This is a genomic window from Thauera phenolivorans, assembly GCF_001696715.1.
GTDB classification, from domain to species: Bacteria; Pseudomonadota; Gammaproteobacteria; order Burkholderiales; family Rhodocyclaceae; genus Thauera; species Thauera phenolivorans.
This window is the reverse complement of sequence record NZ_MBFM01000005.1, coordinates 294,587-308,398: the sequence shown is the minus strand read 5'-3', so window position 1 is coordinate 308,398 and position 13,812 is coordinate 294,587. Positions and strand designations below refer to the sequence as shown.

15 protein-coding genes are annotated in these 13,812 nt (G+C 69.8%); 7 read left to right on the top strand and 8 right to left on the bottom strand.

Going from position 1 to position 13,812, the window contains the following annotated elements; translation table 11 throughout:
- The 3 genes from BB334_RS14480 to BB334_RS14470 all read right to left on the bottom strand — a co-directional run.
- On the bottom strand, positions 1-416 hold a 416-nt coding region (locus BB334_RS14480), incomplete at its 3' end, for an MFS transporter (protein ID WP_158014422.1).
- Positions 417-479: 63 nt separating this feature from the next.
- Complete coding sequence (locus tag BB334_RS14475) at positions 480-1,979, bottom strand: YifB family Mg chelatase-like AAA ATPase (RefSeq protein WP_068809206.1); 1,500 nt, start codon at positions 1,977-1,979, stop codon at positions 480-482.
- 110 nt (positions 1,980-2,089) lie between these two features.
- Positions 2,090-2,347: an accessory factor UbiK family protein gene (locus BB334_RS14470; RefSeq protein ID WP_068809471.1), complete on the bottom strand. Its 258-nt coding sequence runs from the start codon at positions 2,345-2,347 to the stop codon at positions 2,090-2,092.
- A 285-nt stretch (positions 2,348-2,632) separates the two neighbouring features.
- On the opposite strand from BB334_RS14470, the gene BB334_RS14465 reads away from it, so the two are divergent.
- From BB334_RS14465 to purU, 6 genes are all read left to right on the top strand, one after another.
- Entirely contained in the window at positions 2,633-3,343 is a 711-nt protein-coding gene (locus BB334_RS14465) for a TorF family putative porin (protein WP_068809205.1), read from the top strand.
- Positions 3,344-3,360: 17 nt separating this feature from the next.
- Positions 3,361-3,699 (top strand): P-II family nitrogen regulator, encoded by a 339-nt coding sequence (glnK, locus tag BB334_RS14460; RefSeq protein WP_068809204.1) that lies wholly within the window; start codon positions 3,361-3,363, stop codon positions 3,697-3,699.
- 115 nt (positions 3,700-3,814) lie between these two features.
- The gene (locus BB334_RS14455; RefSeq protein ID WP_456300363.1) at positions 3,815-5,023 is read left to right on the top strand and encodes an ammonium transporter; all 1,209 of its coding nucleotides are present in this window, start codon (positions 3,815-3,817) and stop codon (positions 5,021-5,023) included.
- Positions 5,024-5,341: 318 nt separating this feature from the next.
- Positions 5,342-5,608, top strand: a complete 267-nt coding sequence (locus BB334_RS14450) for a hypothetical protein (RefSeq protein ID WP_068809202.1) — start codon at positions 5,342-5,344, stop codon at positions 5,606-5,608.
- Positions 5,609-5,792: 184 nt separating this feature from the next.
- The gene (thrH, locus tag BB334_RS14445) at positions 5,793-6,401 is read left to right on the top strand and encodes a bifunctional phosphoserine phosphatase/homoserine phosphotransferase ThrH (RefSeq protein ID WP_068809201.1); all 609 of its coding nucleotides are present in this window, start codon (positions 5,793-5,795) and stop codon (positions 6,399-6,401) included.
- Between the two features lie 106 nt (positions 6,402-6,507).
- Complete coding sequence (gene purU / locus BB334_RS14440; RefSeq protein WP_068809200.1) at positions 6,508-7,383, top strand: formyltetrahydrofolate deformylase; 876 nt, start codon at positions 6,508-6,510, stop codon at positions 7,381-7,383.
- A gap of 113 nt (positions 7,384-7,496) precedes the next feature.
- Here the strand turns inward: purU and BB334_RS14435 are convergent, their stop codons facing one another.
- A complete protein-coding gene (locus BB334_RS14435; protein ID WP_068809199.1) occupies positions 7,497-9,440 on the bottom strand; it encodes an ATP-binding cassette domain-containing protein in 1,944 nt (647 codons plus the stop codon).
- 101 nt (positions 9,441-9,541) lie between these two features.
- On the opposite strand from BB334_RS14435, the gene BB334_RS14430 reads away from it, so the two are divergent.
- Positions 9,542-10,222 carry a hypothetical protein gene (locus tag BB334_RS14430; RefSeq protein ID WP_068809198.1) on the top strand — a complete coding sequence of 227 codons (681 nt, stop codon included), beginning with the start codon at positions 9,542-9,544 and terminating at the stop codon, positions 10,220-10,222.
- A 2-nt stretch (positions 10,223-10,224) separates the two neighbouring features.
- Here the strand turns inward: BB334_RS14430 and BB334_RS14425 are convergent, their stop codons facing one another.
- From BB334_RS14425 to gshB, 4 genes are all read right to left on the bottom strand, one after another.
- Entirely contained in the window at positions 10,225-11,118 is an 894-nt protein-coding gene (locus BB334_RS14425; protein WP_068809197.1) for a DMT family transporter, read from the bottom strand.
- A 150-nt stretch (positions 11,119-11,268) separates the two neighbouring features.
- Entirely contained in the window at positions 11,269-12,045 is a 777-nt protein-coding gene (locus BB334_RS18520) for a YhcB family protein (protein ID WP_083200443.1), read from the bottom strand.
- 16 nt (positions 12,046-12,061) lie between these two features.
- Positions 12,062-13,108, bottom strand: a complete 1,047-nt coding sequence (locus tag BB334_RS14415; protein ID WP_068809195.1) for an FAD:protein FMN transferase — start codon at positions 13,106-13,108, stop codon at positions 12,062-12,064.
- Between the two features lie 5 nt (positions 13,109-13,113).
- A partial coding sequence (gene gshB, locus BB334_RS14410) for a glutathione synthase (protein WP_068809194.1) occupies positions 13,114-13,812 on the bottom strand: 699 nt, incomplete at its 5' end.

The window sequence follows — 13,812 nt, the reverse complement described above, 5'->3', positions numbered from 1 at the left end:
ATCACCCGCGCCATCAGGCGCTGGGCCTGGGCCCCGTCATAGAGGTCGCGCACCACCGCGCGCCCCACCACCACCCCGGCACCGCCGAACACGCCCTGCGCGGCGCGTCCGATCCACAGCCACTCGATCGTCGGCGCCAGCGCGCACAGGGCCGAGGCGAACGCGAAGGCGCCCGAGGCGACGATCAGCACCCGACGGCGGCCGAAGCGGTCCGATAGCGAGCCGTGCCACATCACCATGACGGCGAAGGTGAGCATGTACACCGTGAGGGTCTGCTGCACCTCGACCTGGGTCGCGCCGAGCGAGGTGCCAATCGCCGGGAAGGCCGGCAGGTAGGTGTCGATCGCGAACGGACCGATGGCGGAGAGGGTCGCCAGCACCAGCGGCAGCCAGCGGCTTATCGAACTGAAGGGCATCGGCCTGTTGTCGTTGTTCTTGGAGGGCGCGGCGCGCCGACGCCGTCGCCATCCCCGGCGCCCTCAGCGCGAATCGAGGCTGCGACGGTACTGGATCGCCTCGGCGATGTGGGCGGGGCCGGGGCGCCCCGCTCCGGCGAGATCGGCGAGCGTGCGTGCCACCCGTAGCACGCGATGATACCCCCTGGCGGACAGCTTCAGCCCGCCGATCGCCTGCCGCAGCAGCTTCTCGCCGGCCGCGTCCGGCGCGCACAAGGCCTCAACCTCCCCCGCCTCGATTCGCGCATTGGGCCGCCCCTGGCGGTCGAGCTGCAGGGTTCGCGCCGCCGCCACCCGCGCGCGCACCGCGGCCGACCCCTCGCCGCGAGCACCGCCGACCAGCTCGCCGGGCGGGATCGCCCCCACTTCGACGGTGAGGTCCACCCGGTCGAGCAAGGGCCCCGACAGGCGGGCGCGGTAGCGCGCGATCTGGTCCGGGGTGCAGCGGCAGGCCCGGTGCGGATCCCCGGCGTGGCCGCAGGGGCAGGGGTTCATCGCCGCCACGAGCTGAAAGCGCGCGGGGAAGCTCACTCGCCGGCGTGCCCGCGCGACGGTGACGTTGCCGGTCTCGAGCGGCTCGCGCAGCGATTCCAGCACCCTGCGCTCGAACTCCGGCAGTTCGTCGAGGAACAGCACGCCGTGGTCGGCAAGCGAGATTTCGCCGGGCCGCGGCAGCGCGCCGCCGCCCACGATCGCCGCTGCCGAGGCCGAGTGATGGGGCGCGCGGAACGGACGCCGACCCCAGCGTGCAGGATCGAACTCGCCACCGATCGAATGCAGCGCCGCACTCTCGAGCGCCTCCTGCTCGCTCATCGGCGGCAGCAGGCCGGGCAGGCGCTGGGCGAGCATCGACTTGCCCGAACCGGGCGGCCCGAACATCAGCAGCGAATGCCCGCCGGCGGCCGCCACCTCGAGCGCACGCCGCGCCGGCAGCTGGCCGCGCACGTCGGCGAGGTCGGGACCGGCGTCGCCGACGGCTGCGAGTGGCGGCGCCGGATGGACCTCGATCGCCTTGTGGCCATTGAGGTGCGCGCATACCTCGAGCAGGTCCGTCGCCGGCAGGATGCGTGCGGCGCGCGCGAGCGCCGCCTCGTCGGCATTGCCGCCGGGCAGCACCAGCGACCGTCCGGCGCGGCCGGCGGCGAGCGCGGCCGCCAGCACACTGCGCACCGGGCGCAGGCTGCCGGTGAGCGACAGCTCGCCGCAGAACTCGAGCGCGCCGAGCCCTTCGCCCGCGACCTGGCCGGAGGCGGCGAGGATGCCCACCGCGATCGCGAGATCGAAACGACCGCCCTCCTTGGGCAGGTCGGCAGGGGCAAGGTTGACCGTGATGCGTCGCTGGGGAAACTCGAACTGGGAGCTGAGGATCGCGGCGCGCACGCGATCGCGTGCCTCGCGCACCTCGGTGTCGGGCAGGCCCACCAGGTTGAAGGCGGGCAGGCCGTTGGCTAGATGGACCTCGACCGTGACTTCCGCCGCGGCCAGGCCGTCGAGCGCGCGGCTGCGGACAAGGGCAAGCGACATGCGGCACTCCTGGACTGGACGGAGCGCCAGTCTAGCGAACGCCGCTTCAATGACAAAGCGATATAAGGAAGCGCGAGGAGGCGGTGGCCGAGAGGGCCGCCGAGGCCGGATCAGGCCTCGGCGTCGCCGCTCGCGCCCAGTCTGGCCTCGAGTTCTGCGACCCGCGCCTCGAGCTCGGCGAGCTTCTGGCGGGCGTGGGCGAGCACCTCGCGCTGCACCTCGAATTCTTCGCGGGTCACCAGGTCGAGCTTGCCGAAGGCGCTGCCGAGCATCGCCTTGACGTTCTTTTCGATGTCGCGCGCCGGGCTGTTGGCGGCGAGTTCCGAAAGCTTTGCGCCGATTTCGTCGAGGAAGCGAGGAGTGGACATGGCCGCGATCCGATAGCGGTTAGGGAAGGCGATCGAGTCTAGCACGACGTGCGCGGCCACCGCCGGCGAACCACCCTGGTGCAGCACGCGCGCGCGCCGGCCTCGCGCACCACAGTGGTGCAGCTGATGCACCATCCGCGCCCATCTTCCTTTCGCACCGCAGCAAGCGGGGGCGTCGGCGCCCCCGGAGAGATGTCTCTGTGTCTGATTTAAAAGTGCTTTTCCGATCTGGCACGCGCCCTGCTTTTTGATGAGTGCAAAACACCAACCAGCCCGGAGAACATCATGCAGAAAGCCCTCCTCACCGTCGCCCTGCTCGCCGCCCTGCCGGTCGCGGGGACCGCCCTCGCCGAACAGCGCCCGATCAGCGCCAACCTCAGCCTGAGCAGCGATTACGCCTTCCGCGGCGTGAGCCAGACGGACGAGCGCCCCGCGATCCAGGGTGGCTTCGACTACGCGCACGCAAGCGGCCTTTACGCCGGCGTGTGGGCGTCGAACGTTTCCTGGCTGTCGGACGCGGGCGCGAGCAACAGCCTCGAGACCAACATCTACGGTGGCTATGCCGGCGAGACCGCCGGCATCGGCTACGACCTCGGCGTGCTGCACTACTACTACCCGGGCAGCTACGGCGGCGAGTACAAGGCGGCCGGCGGCGAGGACCCCGACACCACCGAAGGCTACCTCGGCCTGAGCTGGGAGTACCTGAGCTTCAAGTATTCCTATGCCTTCACCGACGCCTTCGGCGCCGCCGACTCCGACGGCTCGCAGTACTTCGATCTCGGCGCCTCGGTGGAACTCGGCCGCGGCTTCACCCTCGACGCCCACGTCGGCTACAGCGAGATGAAGGGCGGCCTGGACAACTACACCGACTGGAAGCTCGGCGTCACCAAGAATCTCGCCGGGCTCGACGTCGGCCTGCACTACGTCGATACCGACCTCGACGACAGCGATCTCGCCGATGAGCGCCTGATCCTGTCGGTCGCCAAGTCCTTCTGATACCGGAGACGAGCACCATGAAATTCATCACCGCGATCATCAAGCCGTTCAAGCTCGACGAAGTGCGCGAGGCGCTGTCGGCGATCGGCGTGCAGGGCATCACCGTCACCGAGGTCAAGGGCTTCGGCCGCCAGAAGGGCCACACCGAGCTCTATCGCGGCGCAGAGTACGTGGTCGACTTCCTGCCCAAGGTAAAGATCGAGGCCGCGGTCGCCGACGACATCCTCGAGCCCGCGCTCGAGGCGATCGAGAAATCCGCCGTCACCGGCAAGATCGGCGACGGCAAGATCTTCGTGTTCGAGCTCGAACAGGTCATCCGCATCCGCACCGGCGAGACCGGCGCCGATGCGCTGTAAGGGAGAAGAAACCATGAAAATGCCAATCGCAGTCGCATCCCCCCTGCTCGCCCTGCTCGGTCTCGGCCTCTCCGGCGCCGCCTCGGCGCAGGACGCCGCCGCCGCGGCGGTGGAGATCAATCACGGCGACGTGGCCTGGATGCTCACCTCGACGATGCTCGTGATCCTGATGGTGATCCCCGGTCTGGCGCTCTTCTACGGCGGTCTCGCACGCAGCAAGAACATGCTCTCGGTGCTGATGCAGGTCTTCGTGATCTTCTCGCTGATCACCGTGCTGTGGGCGCTGTACGGCTACAGCCTGGCCTTCGCCGGCGAAGGCACCTTCATCGGCAGCCTCGACAAGATCTTCCTCAAGGGCGTCACCGTCGATTCGCTGTCGGGCGCGCTGCCCGAGTACGTCTTCATCGCCTTCCAGTCGACCTTCGCCGCCATTACCTGCGCGCTCATCGTCGGCGCCTTCGCCGAGCGCATGAAGTTCTCGGCGGTGCTGCTGTTCACCGTGCTGTGGTTCACCTTCAGCTACCTGCCGATGGCACACATGGTGTGGTCGCCGGGCGGCCTGCTGTTCGAGGACGGCGCGCTCGACTTCGCCGGCGGCACCGTGGTGCACATCAACGCCGGCATCGCCGGCCTGATCGGCGCCTACCTGGTCGGCAAGCGCATCGGCTTCGGCAAGGAAGCGCTGACGCCGCACTCGCTGACGCTGACCATGGTCGGAGCCTCGCTGCTGTGGGTGGGCTGGTTCGGCTTCAACGCCGGCTCGGCGCTCGGCGCGACCTCGGGTGCGGCGCTCGCCTTCATCAACACCATCCTCGCCACCGGCGCGGCGACGCTGTCCTGGATCACGGTCGAGGCGCTGTTCAAGAGCAGGCCCTCGATGCTGGGCGCGGCCTCGGGCGCGGTGGCCGGCCTGGTGGCGGTGACCCCGGCGGCCGGCTTCGTCGGTCCGATGGGGGCGATCGTGATGGGCCTGATCGCCGGCGCGATCTGCGTCTGGGGCGTGGGCGGTCTCAAGCGCCTGCTCAAGGTGGATGACGCGTTCGACGTGTTCGGCGTGCATGGCGTGGGCGGCATCGTCGGCGCCATCCTCACCGGCGTGTTCGCCGCACCCTTCCTTGGCGGCACCGGCGCGGCGGACTTCTCGATCGCGAGCCAGGTGTGGATCCAGGCGAAGAGCATCGTCCTGACCATCGTCTGGAGCGGCGTCGTCTCCCTGGTCGCGTACAAGCTGGTGGACCTCATCGTCGGCCTGCGGGTGCCGGAGGACGAAGAGCGCCAGGGTCTGGACACCACCTCTCACGGCGAAACCGCGTATCATCACTGACCTCGCGATTCGGACTGCCGGCTCGACCGGCCCCGCAAGGCGCCCTCCGGGGCGCCTTTTTTGCGCTCCGGCCGCCGAGAACCTTCCGCCGCCCGCGCCGACCAACCCAGGGGCGGATGGCGTGCGGCGGAGCGCCGCCCCGGATTGCGGATTTCGGCGCCACGCTTTGCTGCATCACACAATATTTTCCATTTAATTCATTTATTTAACCTTTCCATCCAAGCCCTGTACAATGTCGATGTCGTGCGCCGCAAAACGGCTCCCGACATGACAATGACAAGCCGGAAGACACGGCCTGCGCGCGAAGGAGGAGTGAATATGCTATCGATTCGAGATTGCCTGGATTACTGCGGAATCAGCGACGACGAGGTCGCCCTGATTGCGGAACACGCTTCGATTTCGGGCACCGCGGCGGCGCAGCTCGCGTGTGCGCTGGTGCAGACCGAGGACGGGGTGCTGCTGCTCACCGAGTGCATGCGCGAAATGGGCGAGCACGCTCATCGCAACGGCGACACCGAGAAGGCCGAACGCGCCCATCGCATTCGTATGCGCTTCCTGACCGACTACCCGTCGCAGCAGAACTAGGGCGGCACTCACCCGCCCCGCGCGCTACCTGCCGAAGCGGGGGCGCGCGGACGAGGATCCAGGCAAGGCAGGCGGCCCCACATGGCGCGCCTGCCTTTTTTCGCCCTGTCTGCGTCGGAGTAGGCGCCCGGCGGCGGTGATAGAATCGCCGGCGATCGCAACAACCACCTGGCAGGGCCATTCCGTGCAAATCGTCTGTCTCGACCTCGAAGGCGTCCTCGTCCCCGAAATCTGGATCGAATTCGCCGAGCGCACCGGCATCGCCGAACTGCGCCGCACCACCCGCGACGAGCCCAACTACGACACCCTGATGAAGTACCGCCTCGACATCCTGGCGCAGAAGGGGCTGGGCCTGCCCGACATCCAGGCGGTCATCGCCGACATGGGGCCGATGGCGGGCGCGCGCGCCTTCCTCGACGGGTTGCGCGAGGCCTATCAGGTCGTGATCCTGTCCGACACCTTCTACGAGTTCGCGCATCCGCTGATGCGTCAGCTCGGCTGGCCGACGCTGTTCTGCCACAGCCTCGAGGCCGACGACCGCGGCGTGCTGGTGAACTACCACCTGCGCATGCCCAACCAGAAGCAGGAGGCGGTGCGCCGCTTCAAGGAACTCAACTTCAAGGTCGTCGCCGCCGGCGACTCGTACAACGACACCGCGATGCTGGGTGAGGCCCACGGCGGCATCCTGTTCCATCCGCCCGAGAACGTGGTGCGCGAGTTTCCGCAATTCCCGGTGGTGCGCGACTACGACGCCCTGCGCGGCGAGATCGACAAGGCTTTCGCAGTCGCCTGACGACGGCAAAAGCCTTGCGGCGAGGCGCACCGCCCCCGCTCGCTGCGCTCTCGCCGCCCCCTGAGGGGGCTCCGCCTCTCCAACGAACCCCGGCAGCCATCAGCCCATGCATCGCCAACGCTTCTACACCCTTTCCGCCTCCTGCCCCGACCAGGTCGGCATCGTCGCCCGCGTGTCGAGCTTCATCGCCGGTCACGGCGGCTGGATCCTCGAGACCTCGCTGCATGCCGAACAGCCGCACAATGGCGAGGCGGCCGGGCGCTACTTCATGCGCGTCGAGATCAAGGCCGACTCCCTGCCCTTCCACCTCGCCGAGTTCCGCGAGCGCTTCCGGCCGCTCGCCGAGGAACTGCAGATGGACTGGAAGATCACCGACTCGGCGGTGAAGAAGCGCGTCGTGATCCTGGTCAGCAAGCAGGAGCACTGCCTCTACGACCTGCTCGCGCGCTGGCAGTCGAAGGAACTCGACATCGAGATCCCGTGCGTGATCTCCAACCACGACAGCTTCCGCGGTTTCGTCGAGTGGCACGGCATCCCCTTTCACCACGTGCCGGTCGGACCCGACGACAAGGCCGCCGCCTACGCGGAGGTGCAGCGCATCTTCGAGGAGGTGCGCGGCGACACCATGGTGCTCGCGCGCTACATGCAGATCCTGTCGCCCGAACTGTGCGCCGCCTACCCGGGCCGCATCATCAACATCCACCACAGCTTCCTGCCGAGTTTCGTCGGCGCGCGGCCCTACCACCAGGCCTGGGTGAAGGGCGTCAAGCTGATCGGCGCCACCTGCCACTACGTCACCGCCGACCTCGACCAGGGTCCGATCATCGAGCAGGACGTGATCCGCATCGACCACTCCGACGCGGTCGAGGACATGGTGCGCTATGGCAAGGACATCGAGAAGACCGTGCTCGCCCGCGGCCTGCGCTACCACCTCGAGGACCGCGTGCTGGTACACGGCAACAAGACGATCGTGTTCCGCTGAGCGATTGCCGCGCTGCCGAGGGTGACGCGGCGGTCGCCGCTGCTACGCGGGAAAGTCGCGCGGGTCGCGGCAGGAGCGGCGAGCGCCGCGATGGCGCCGGCCCCCGGCGGCGCTCAATCCGCCGCAATCGCCTCGAGCGCCTCGTGCAGTTCCAGCCAGCGCAGCTCGGCCTCCTCGATCCGCGCGGCGAGCTCCGCCTGGCGTTTGTTGAGCGCCGCGACCTCGCCCGCCTGCGCACCGGTGTAGAGCCCGGGGTCGGCCAGGCGCGCGTCGAGCTCGGCCTTTTCCCTGTTCCAGGTGGCAAGCCGCTTGTCGATCTGCTCGATCTCCTTCACCAACGGCCGGCGCGCGACGAGCCGCGCCTGGCGGTCGGCCGCGGCCTGGGCGCGGTCGGCCTTGCGCGTGGCCTTGTCCGCGACCTGGTCCGGACAGGCCGCAGCGGCGGCCGCTTCGGCACGGCGTGTGGCGAGCCAGTCGCGATAGTCGTCGAGATCGCCGTCGAAAGGCTGGATGCGGCCGCCATCGACCAGCAGGAAGCGGTCGCAGGTGGCGCGCAGCAACGCGCGGTCGTGCGATACCAGCACCATCGCGCCTTCGTAGTCCTGTAGCGCCATCGTCAGCGCGTGGCGCATCTCGAGGTCGAGGTGGTTGGTGGGCTCGTCGAGCAACAGCAGGTTGGGGCGTTGCCAGATCAGCAGCGCGAGCGCGAGGCGCGACTTCTCGCCGCCCGAGAACGGCCCGCAGGGCGTGGTCGCCGGCGTCGAGCTGCCGCCGACGCCGTCACCGCGGAAGTCGAAGCCGCCGAGGTAGTCGCGCAGTTCCTGCTCGCGCGTCTGCGGGTCGAGCCGCACCATGTGCTGCAGCGCGGACTCGTCCGGACGCAGGGTCTCGAGCTGATGCTGGGCGAAGTACCCGGTGGCCAGGCCCTTGCCCTCGAGGCGGCGGCCGCGGGCGAGCTTGAGCTCATGCGCGAGCAGCTTGATCAGCGTCGACTTGCCCGCACCGTTGCGCCCGAGCAGGCCGACACGCTCGCCGGGGCGCAGGGTCAGCGTGATGCGCTCGAGCACCGTCTTGTCGGCATAGCCCACCGCGCCGTCCTCGATCTGCAGCAGCGGATCGGGCGCCGGCGGCGCCTCGCGGAAGGCGAAGCTGAAGGGCGTGTCTACGTGCGCCGCGGCGATGCGCTCCATGCGCTCGAGCGCCTTGATCCGGCTCTGCGCCTGGCGCGCCTTGGTGGCCTTGGCGCGAAAGCGGCGGATGTAGTCTTCCATGTGCGCGATGTCGCGCTGCTGCTTGTCGAACATCGATTGCTGCTGGACGAGGCGCTCGCCGCGCTGGCGCTCGAAGTCGGAGTAGCCGCCGGTGTAGAGGGTCAGCTTCTGCTGCTCGATGTGGGCGATGTGGCTGACGCAGGCGTCGAGGAACTCGCGGTCGTGCGAGATCAGCAGCAGCGTGCCGCGGTAGTCGCGCAGCCAGGCCTCGAGCCAGATCACCGCGTCGAGGTCGAGGTGGTTGGTCGGCTCGTCGAGCAGCAGCAGGTCGGAGCGGCACATCAGCGCCTGCGCCAGGTTCAGGCGCATGCGCCAGCCGCCGGAAAAGTCCGAGACCGGGCGCTCGATGTCGGCCGGCAGGAAGCCGAGACCGTCGAGCAGGGCGGCCGCGCGCGAGCGCGCCGCATAGCCGCCGATCTCGTGCAGGCGGGCGTGCAGTTCACCGATATGAGCGCCGATGTGCTCGCCATCGTGGGCGGCTTCGGCGGCGGCGAGCCCGGCTTCGATGCGGCGCAGCTCGGCGTCGCCGTCGAGCACGTACTCGATCGCCGGCTGCGCGAGCCCCGGCGTCTCCTGAGCGACATGGGCGATGACCCAGCCGGCGGGGATCTCGAGATCGCCCTGGTCGGGATGGAGCTGGTCGCGCAGCAGCGCGAACAGGCTCGACTTGCCGCTGCCGTTGGCGCCGGTGAGGCCGACCCGCCAGCCGGGATGGATCTGCACGCTGGCGCCGTCGATGAGGACTTTGGCGCCACGGGCGAGGCGCAGGTTGCGGAAGCTGATCACAAACGGAAACGCCGCCCGGGGCGGCATGCGAAAATAAAGCCGCTATTCTACGCCGCCGAAGCTCGAGCCCCCGTACCACTTCCCTTCCGGAGCCGCCGCGCATGTCCCGCCGCCTCGCCGCCCTGCTGCTGACCCTGAGCGCAACGCTCGCCCACCCCGCCCTCGCCGCCGAGCCGCAGCCGTCCGCCGCGGTGCAGTCGCCGGAGGCGCGCAGCGAGGCGCTCAAGGACGAAGGCCGCCGGCTGCGCGCCGAAGCCGAGGCCACCTATCTGGACACCGAACGCGCCTGCTACGACCGCTTCCTGGTCAACCGTTGCATCGACCAGGCGAAGGCGAAGCGGCTCGAGACCATCCGCCGCGCACGCGAACTCGAGGCCGAGGCGCGCCGCATCGACCTCGCCGAACGCCGCCGCCTCGCCGAGGAGCGCGGTCTGCTGCTGGCACCGGCGCCGCTCGAACGCCCGGCGGAACCCGACTTCACCCCCGCCCCCGCGACCGCGTCGACGCCGCCGGTGCCCGCCCCCATCCCGGCGCCGGCCTCCACGACCGAGGCCGATCGCCTGCGCGCCCAGCGTGCGGCCGAAGCGCGCGCCGCCGACGCCGCGGCACGCGCAGCCCAGGCCGAACGCGACGCCGAGCGCGCCACCGAACGCGCGCGGGCCGAGCGGGAGGCGGCGGCGCGCGCCGAGGCCGCCGCCCGCGACCGCGCCCGCTACGACGAGCGCATCCGCCAATACGAAGCCGAGCAGGCGAAGGAGAAGGCCGGGCAGCAGCCCGAGTAGGCTCAGGCCCTGCGCGCCGGCCGGTTGGCGATCACGATGCCGGCGCCCACCAGCGCGAGCGCGGCGAACACCGCCGGCGTCAGCGGCTCGCCGAGCAGCAGCGCGCCGGCGAGCACCCCCATCACCGGGGTCAGGAAGGAAAACGAGGACAGCCGCGTCGCCGGGTAGTGGCGGATCAGCCAGAACCAGCCGACGTAGCTCGCCGCGGCGACCACCCCGACCTGGAACAGCAGGCTCGCCCATACCGCCGGCGTGGGGGCGAACACCCCCGGCTCGCCGAGCGCGAGCGACAGCAGCGGCAGCGCGAGCGCCGACACCGCGAGCTGGTAGAGCAGGGTCTTCTCGGCACTGGCGCGCGCGAGCGCGGTCGCCTTCACGGTGAGCGTGGTCGCCGCCCAGAACACCGCCGCGAGCAGGATCATCAGGTCGCCCACCCAGGCGCGGTCGTCCGGGGTGAACAGGTGCTCGCCGAACAGCACCAGCACGCCGCAGAACGCCAGCGCCATCCCCGCCCACTGCACGCGCCGCATGTGCTCGTGCGGCAGCAGCCAGACCGCGCCGAGGGCGACGAAGAAGGGCGCGGTGTACAGGAAGATCACTCCGCGCGAGGCCGAGGTGTATTGCAGGCCGAGGAAGATCATCGCGAACTCGGCGGCGAACAGCAGCCCCGCCAGAATGCCCGCCCCCAGCGTGCCGTCTTCGTCGAACAGGCGCACTCCGCGCAGGCGCGCCCAGGCGAACACCAGCACGGTGGCGCCGATCGAACGCAACCCGGCCTGCCACACTGGCGAGATGCCCACGCTGGCGAGCTTGATCGCCACCTGCTGCACCCCCCAGATCGTGCAGAAGAGCACCATCAGGCCGATGGCGAGGCGATCCAGTTCGGTCTTGTGCATGGGATCCTGTCGGACGGCGCACGACCGGCCACGGACATGCGATCGGCGATGAATGGTCGGTGAATGGCGCGGATTATCGGCCGAGCGCGGCGGCAAATCGAAACGGCGCCTCGCCGCCGGCGACGCGGCGCCGACCCGCCGTCGGCTTGGTCAGCGCTGATCGGTACGGGGCTCTTCGCTGCGCACCGGCGCCTCGTCGATGACCGGATCGAAGGCGATGCCTTCGGCCTTGCGCATACGCTCGTCGGATTCGTCCGCAGCGGCGGGCTCGGCCCTGGCCTCGGGCGCGAGCTCGCGCCCGCTCACGGCGGCGGCCGGTTCGGCGTCACCCTGGAGTGCGGGTGTCGCGCCCTGTGATCCGGTCTCCGGGGTGGGCTCGAAACTCGATTCAGGCGTGTCACGCCGCTCGGCCACCGGCTCGGTGGCCTGAACGGGCGCGGCCGTTTCCGCAGGTGCGGCGTCGGTGCCGGCCTCGGCGGTCGCCGGCCCGGCAGTCGCAGGAGCGACCGTCTCCGCCGCTGCCGCACTCGCCACCCCCGCGGCCGCCGCGCCGCCCAGCAGTTTGCTCGTCGTGTCGGTAGCGCGCGCGTTGCGTTCAGACCCGATGAGCAGCGCATCCACACGCTGCTGGAACAGGTCACGCGCCGAACCGGTGGACAGCTTCTCGTAGCCCGAGGACAGGTGCTCGAACATTTCCTTGTACGAGCCCGCCATCGACACGAACAGCGTGGCCGTCTTGTCGAAGTGCTGCTCGACTTCCTTGCGATAACCCTCGACCCGGGCCTTCTCGCTGCTCAGCTCGGCCTCGAGTTCGTCGATCCGCCGCTTGCTGCCGGCGGTGCTGCGACCGATGAAGAACGCCACCACGCCCACGAGCACGACGGCGGAAATGGCGATCAGCCATGCGGTTTGCGGTGTCATATCCATGATTCTCCTCCCTTTTTCAATCGACGACCGTCACCTCGAGCGGTGCCGGGAACTGCAGCCGCGCGCGCAGCGCACGGGTGACCTCGACGCGACCGTCGGCCGCGACGCGCAATACGTGTTCGATGTCGAAACGGCGCGTGTATTCGCGCCATTGTTCTCCCGCGAGATACGCCGGCTTGCTCGGCGCATCCGACAGCGTGCCGGCACCGGCGCGCGGGGTGATCAGGATGGTGAGCGACTGCGTGCCGTGCGCCGGCTCACCGGTGCGCGGGTCGAGCAGGTGAGAATAGCGCTCGCCATCCATCTCGAAGAAGCGCTGGTAGTCGCCCGAGGTGCCGACCGCCTCGCCGTCGTAGAGCGGCAACGTCGCCAGCGGCGCCGGCTCGCGCGGATGCTGGATGCCGATGCGCCAGGGCTGGTCGCCCTTCTTGCCGAGCGCGATGACGTTGCCGCCGATGTTGATCAGCGCGTTCGTCACCCCCTGCGCGCGCAGGATCGCGGCGGCGCGGTCGAGCGCATAACCCTTCGCGTAGCCGCCGAGGTCGATCTGCACCGCCGGGTTGCGGCTGGACACCCGATTGTCCTCGATGACGAGATCGGCCATGCGCGGGCGCGCTGCAAGCAGGGCCTGCAGCTGCCGCGGATCGGGCCGCGTCGGCTTGAACTCGTCACTATGGAAGCCCCACAGCGCGACGAGTGCGCCGAGCGCGGGGTCGAAGAGCCCGTCGCCGGTCGCGGCGATGCGCTGGGCATCCTTCAGCATCGCCGCCAGCTCGTCGGACACGGTGGCGGTCTCCCCGCGCGCGAACGCCTCGTTAAGCGCGGTGAGCTCCGAGGGCTGCCACGCGTGGTAGGCGCGATGGAGGCGGTCGAACTCCTGCAGCACCGCCGCCATCGCGGCGTCGGCCGCCGCCGGGTCGTCGCCGTAGACCGAGAGGTCGACCCGGGTGCCGAAGACGTAGGCCTCCTTGCGGAAGACCTCCGCGCGCGAACAGCCGGCGAGCACCAGCAGTGTGGCGAGCAGAAGCAGAAGCGGGGCCAGCCCCCGCCTCGGGGACGCCATCCCCATCAGGCGCAGGCCTGTTCCAGCTTGTCGATCACCAGGCCGGCGACGTCGAAGCCCTTCTGGGTGGCGATCTCGACCATGCAGGTGGGGCTGGTGACGTTGATCTCGGTGAGGTGGCCGCCGATCAGGTCGAGGCCGACGATCAGCAGCCCGCGCGCCCACAGGATGGGGGCGAGGTATTCTGCGATCGCGCGTTCGCGCGCGCTGAGCGCCATCGCCACCCCACGGCCGCCGGCGGCGAGGTTGCCGCGGGTCTCGCCGGCGGCCGGGATGCGCGCCAGCGAGAACGGTACGACCTCGCCGCCGATCAGCAGCACGCGCTTGTCGCCCTCGGCGATCTCCTTCAGGTAGCGCTGCGCCATGATCGTGCGCGCGCCCTCGGCGGTGAGCGTCTCGATGATGACGTTGCGGTTGGGGTCGTCGGCGCGCACACGGAAGATCTGGCTGCCGCCCATGCCGTCGAGCGGCTTCAGGATGACGTCGCCGAGCTCGTCGATGAAGGCCTGCAGGTCGACCGCGTCGCGCGCCACCAGCGAGGTGGCGGTGAACTGCGGGAATTCGGTGATCGCCAGCTTCTCGGAGTGGTCGCGGATCGCCGCCGGGTCATTGAACACCCGCGCGCCGGCTTCCTTCGCCGCCTCGAGCAGCCAGGTGGCGGTGACGTACTCGAAGTCGAAGGGCGGGTCCTGGCGCATCAGCAC

Bases quoted from the DNA above. Each gene is read 5' to 3' on its own strand.
- BB334_RS14475 (WP_068809206.1), bottom strand. From the start codon at position 1,979: ATGTCGCTTGCCCTTGTCCGCAGCCGCGCGCTCGACGGCCTGGCCGCG.
- BB334_RS14430 (WP_068809198.1), top strand. From the start codon at position 9,542: ATGTCCCGCCGCCTCGCCGCCCTGCTGCTGACCCTGAGCGCAACGCTC.
- glnK (WP_068809204.1), top strand. From the start codon at position 3,361: ATGAAATTCATCACCGCGATCATCAAGCCGTTCAAGCTCGACGAAGTG.
- BB334_RS14470 (WP_068809471.1), bottom strand. From the start codon at position 2,347: ATGTCCACTCCTCGCTTCCTCGACGAAATCGGCGCAAAGCTTTCGGAA.
- purU (WP_068809200.1), top strand. From the start codon at position 6,508: ATGCATCGCCAACGCTTCTACACCCTTTCCGCCTCCTGCCCCGACCAG.
- BB334_RS18520 (WP_083200443.1), bottom strand. From the start codon at position 12,045: ATGGATATGACACCGCAAACCGCATGGCTGATCGCCATTTCCGCCGTC.
- BB334_RS14415 (WP_068809195.1), bottom strand. From the start codon at position 13,108: ATGGCGTCCCCGAGGCGGGGGCTGGCCCCGCTTCTGCTTCTGCTCGCC.
- BB334_RS14465 (WP_068809205.1), top strand. From the start codon at position 2,633: ATGCAGAAAGCCCTCCTCACCGTCGCCCTGCTCGCCGCCCTGCCGGTC.
- BB334_RS14425 (WP_068809197.1), bottom strand. From the start codon at position 11,118: ATGCACAAGACCGAACTGGATCGCCTCGCCATCGGCCTGATGGTGCTC.
- BB334_RS14450 (WP_068809202.1), top strand. From the start codon at position 5,342: ATGCTATCGATTCGAGATTGCCTGGATTACTGCGGAATCAGCGACGAC.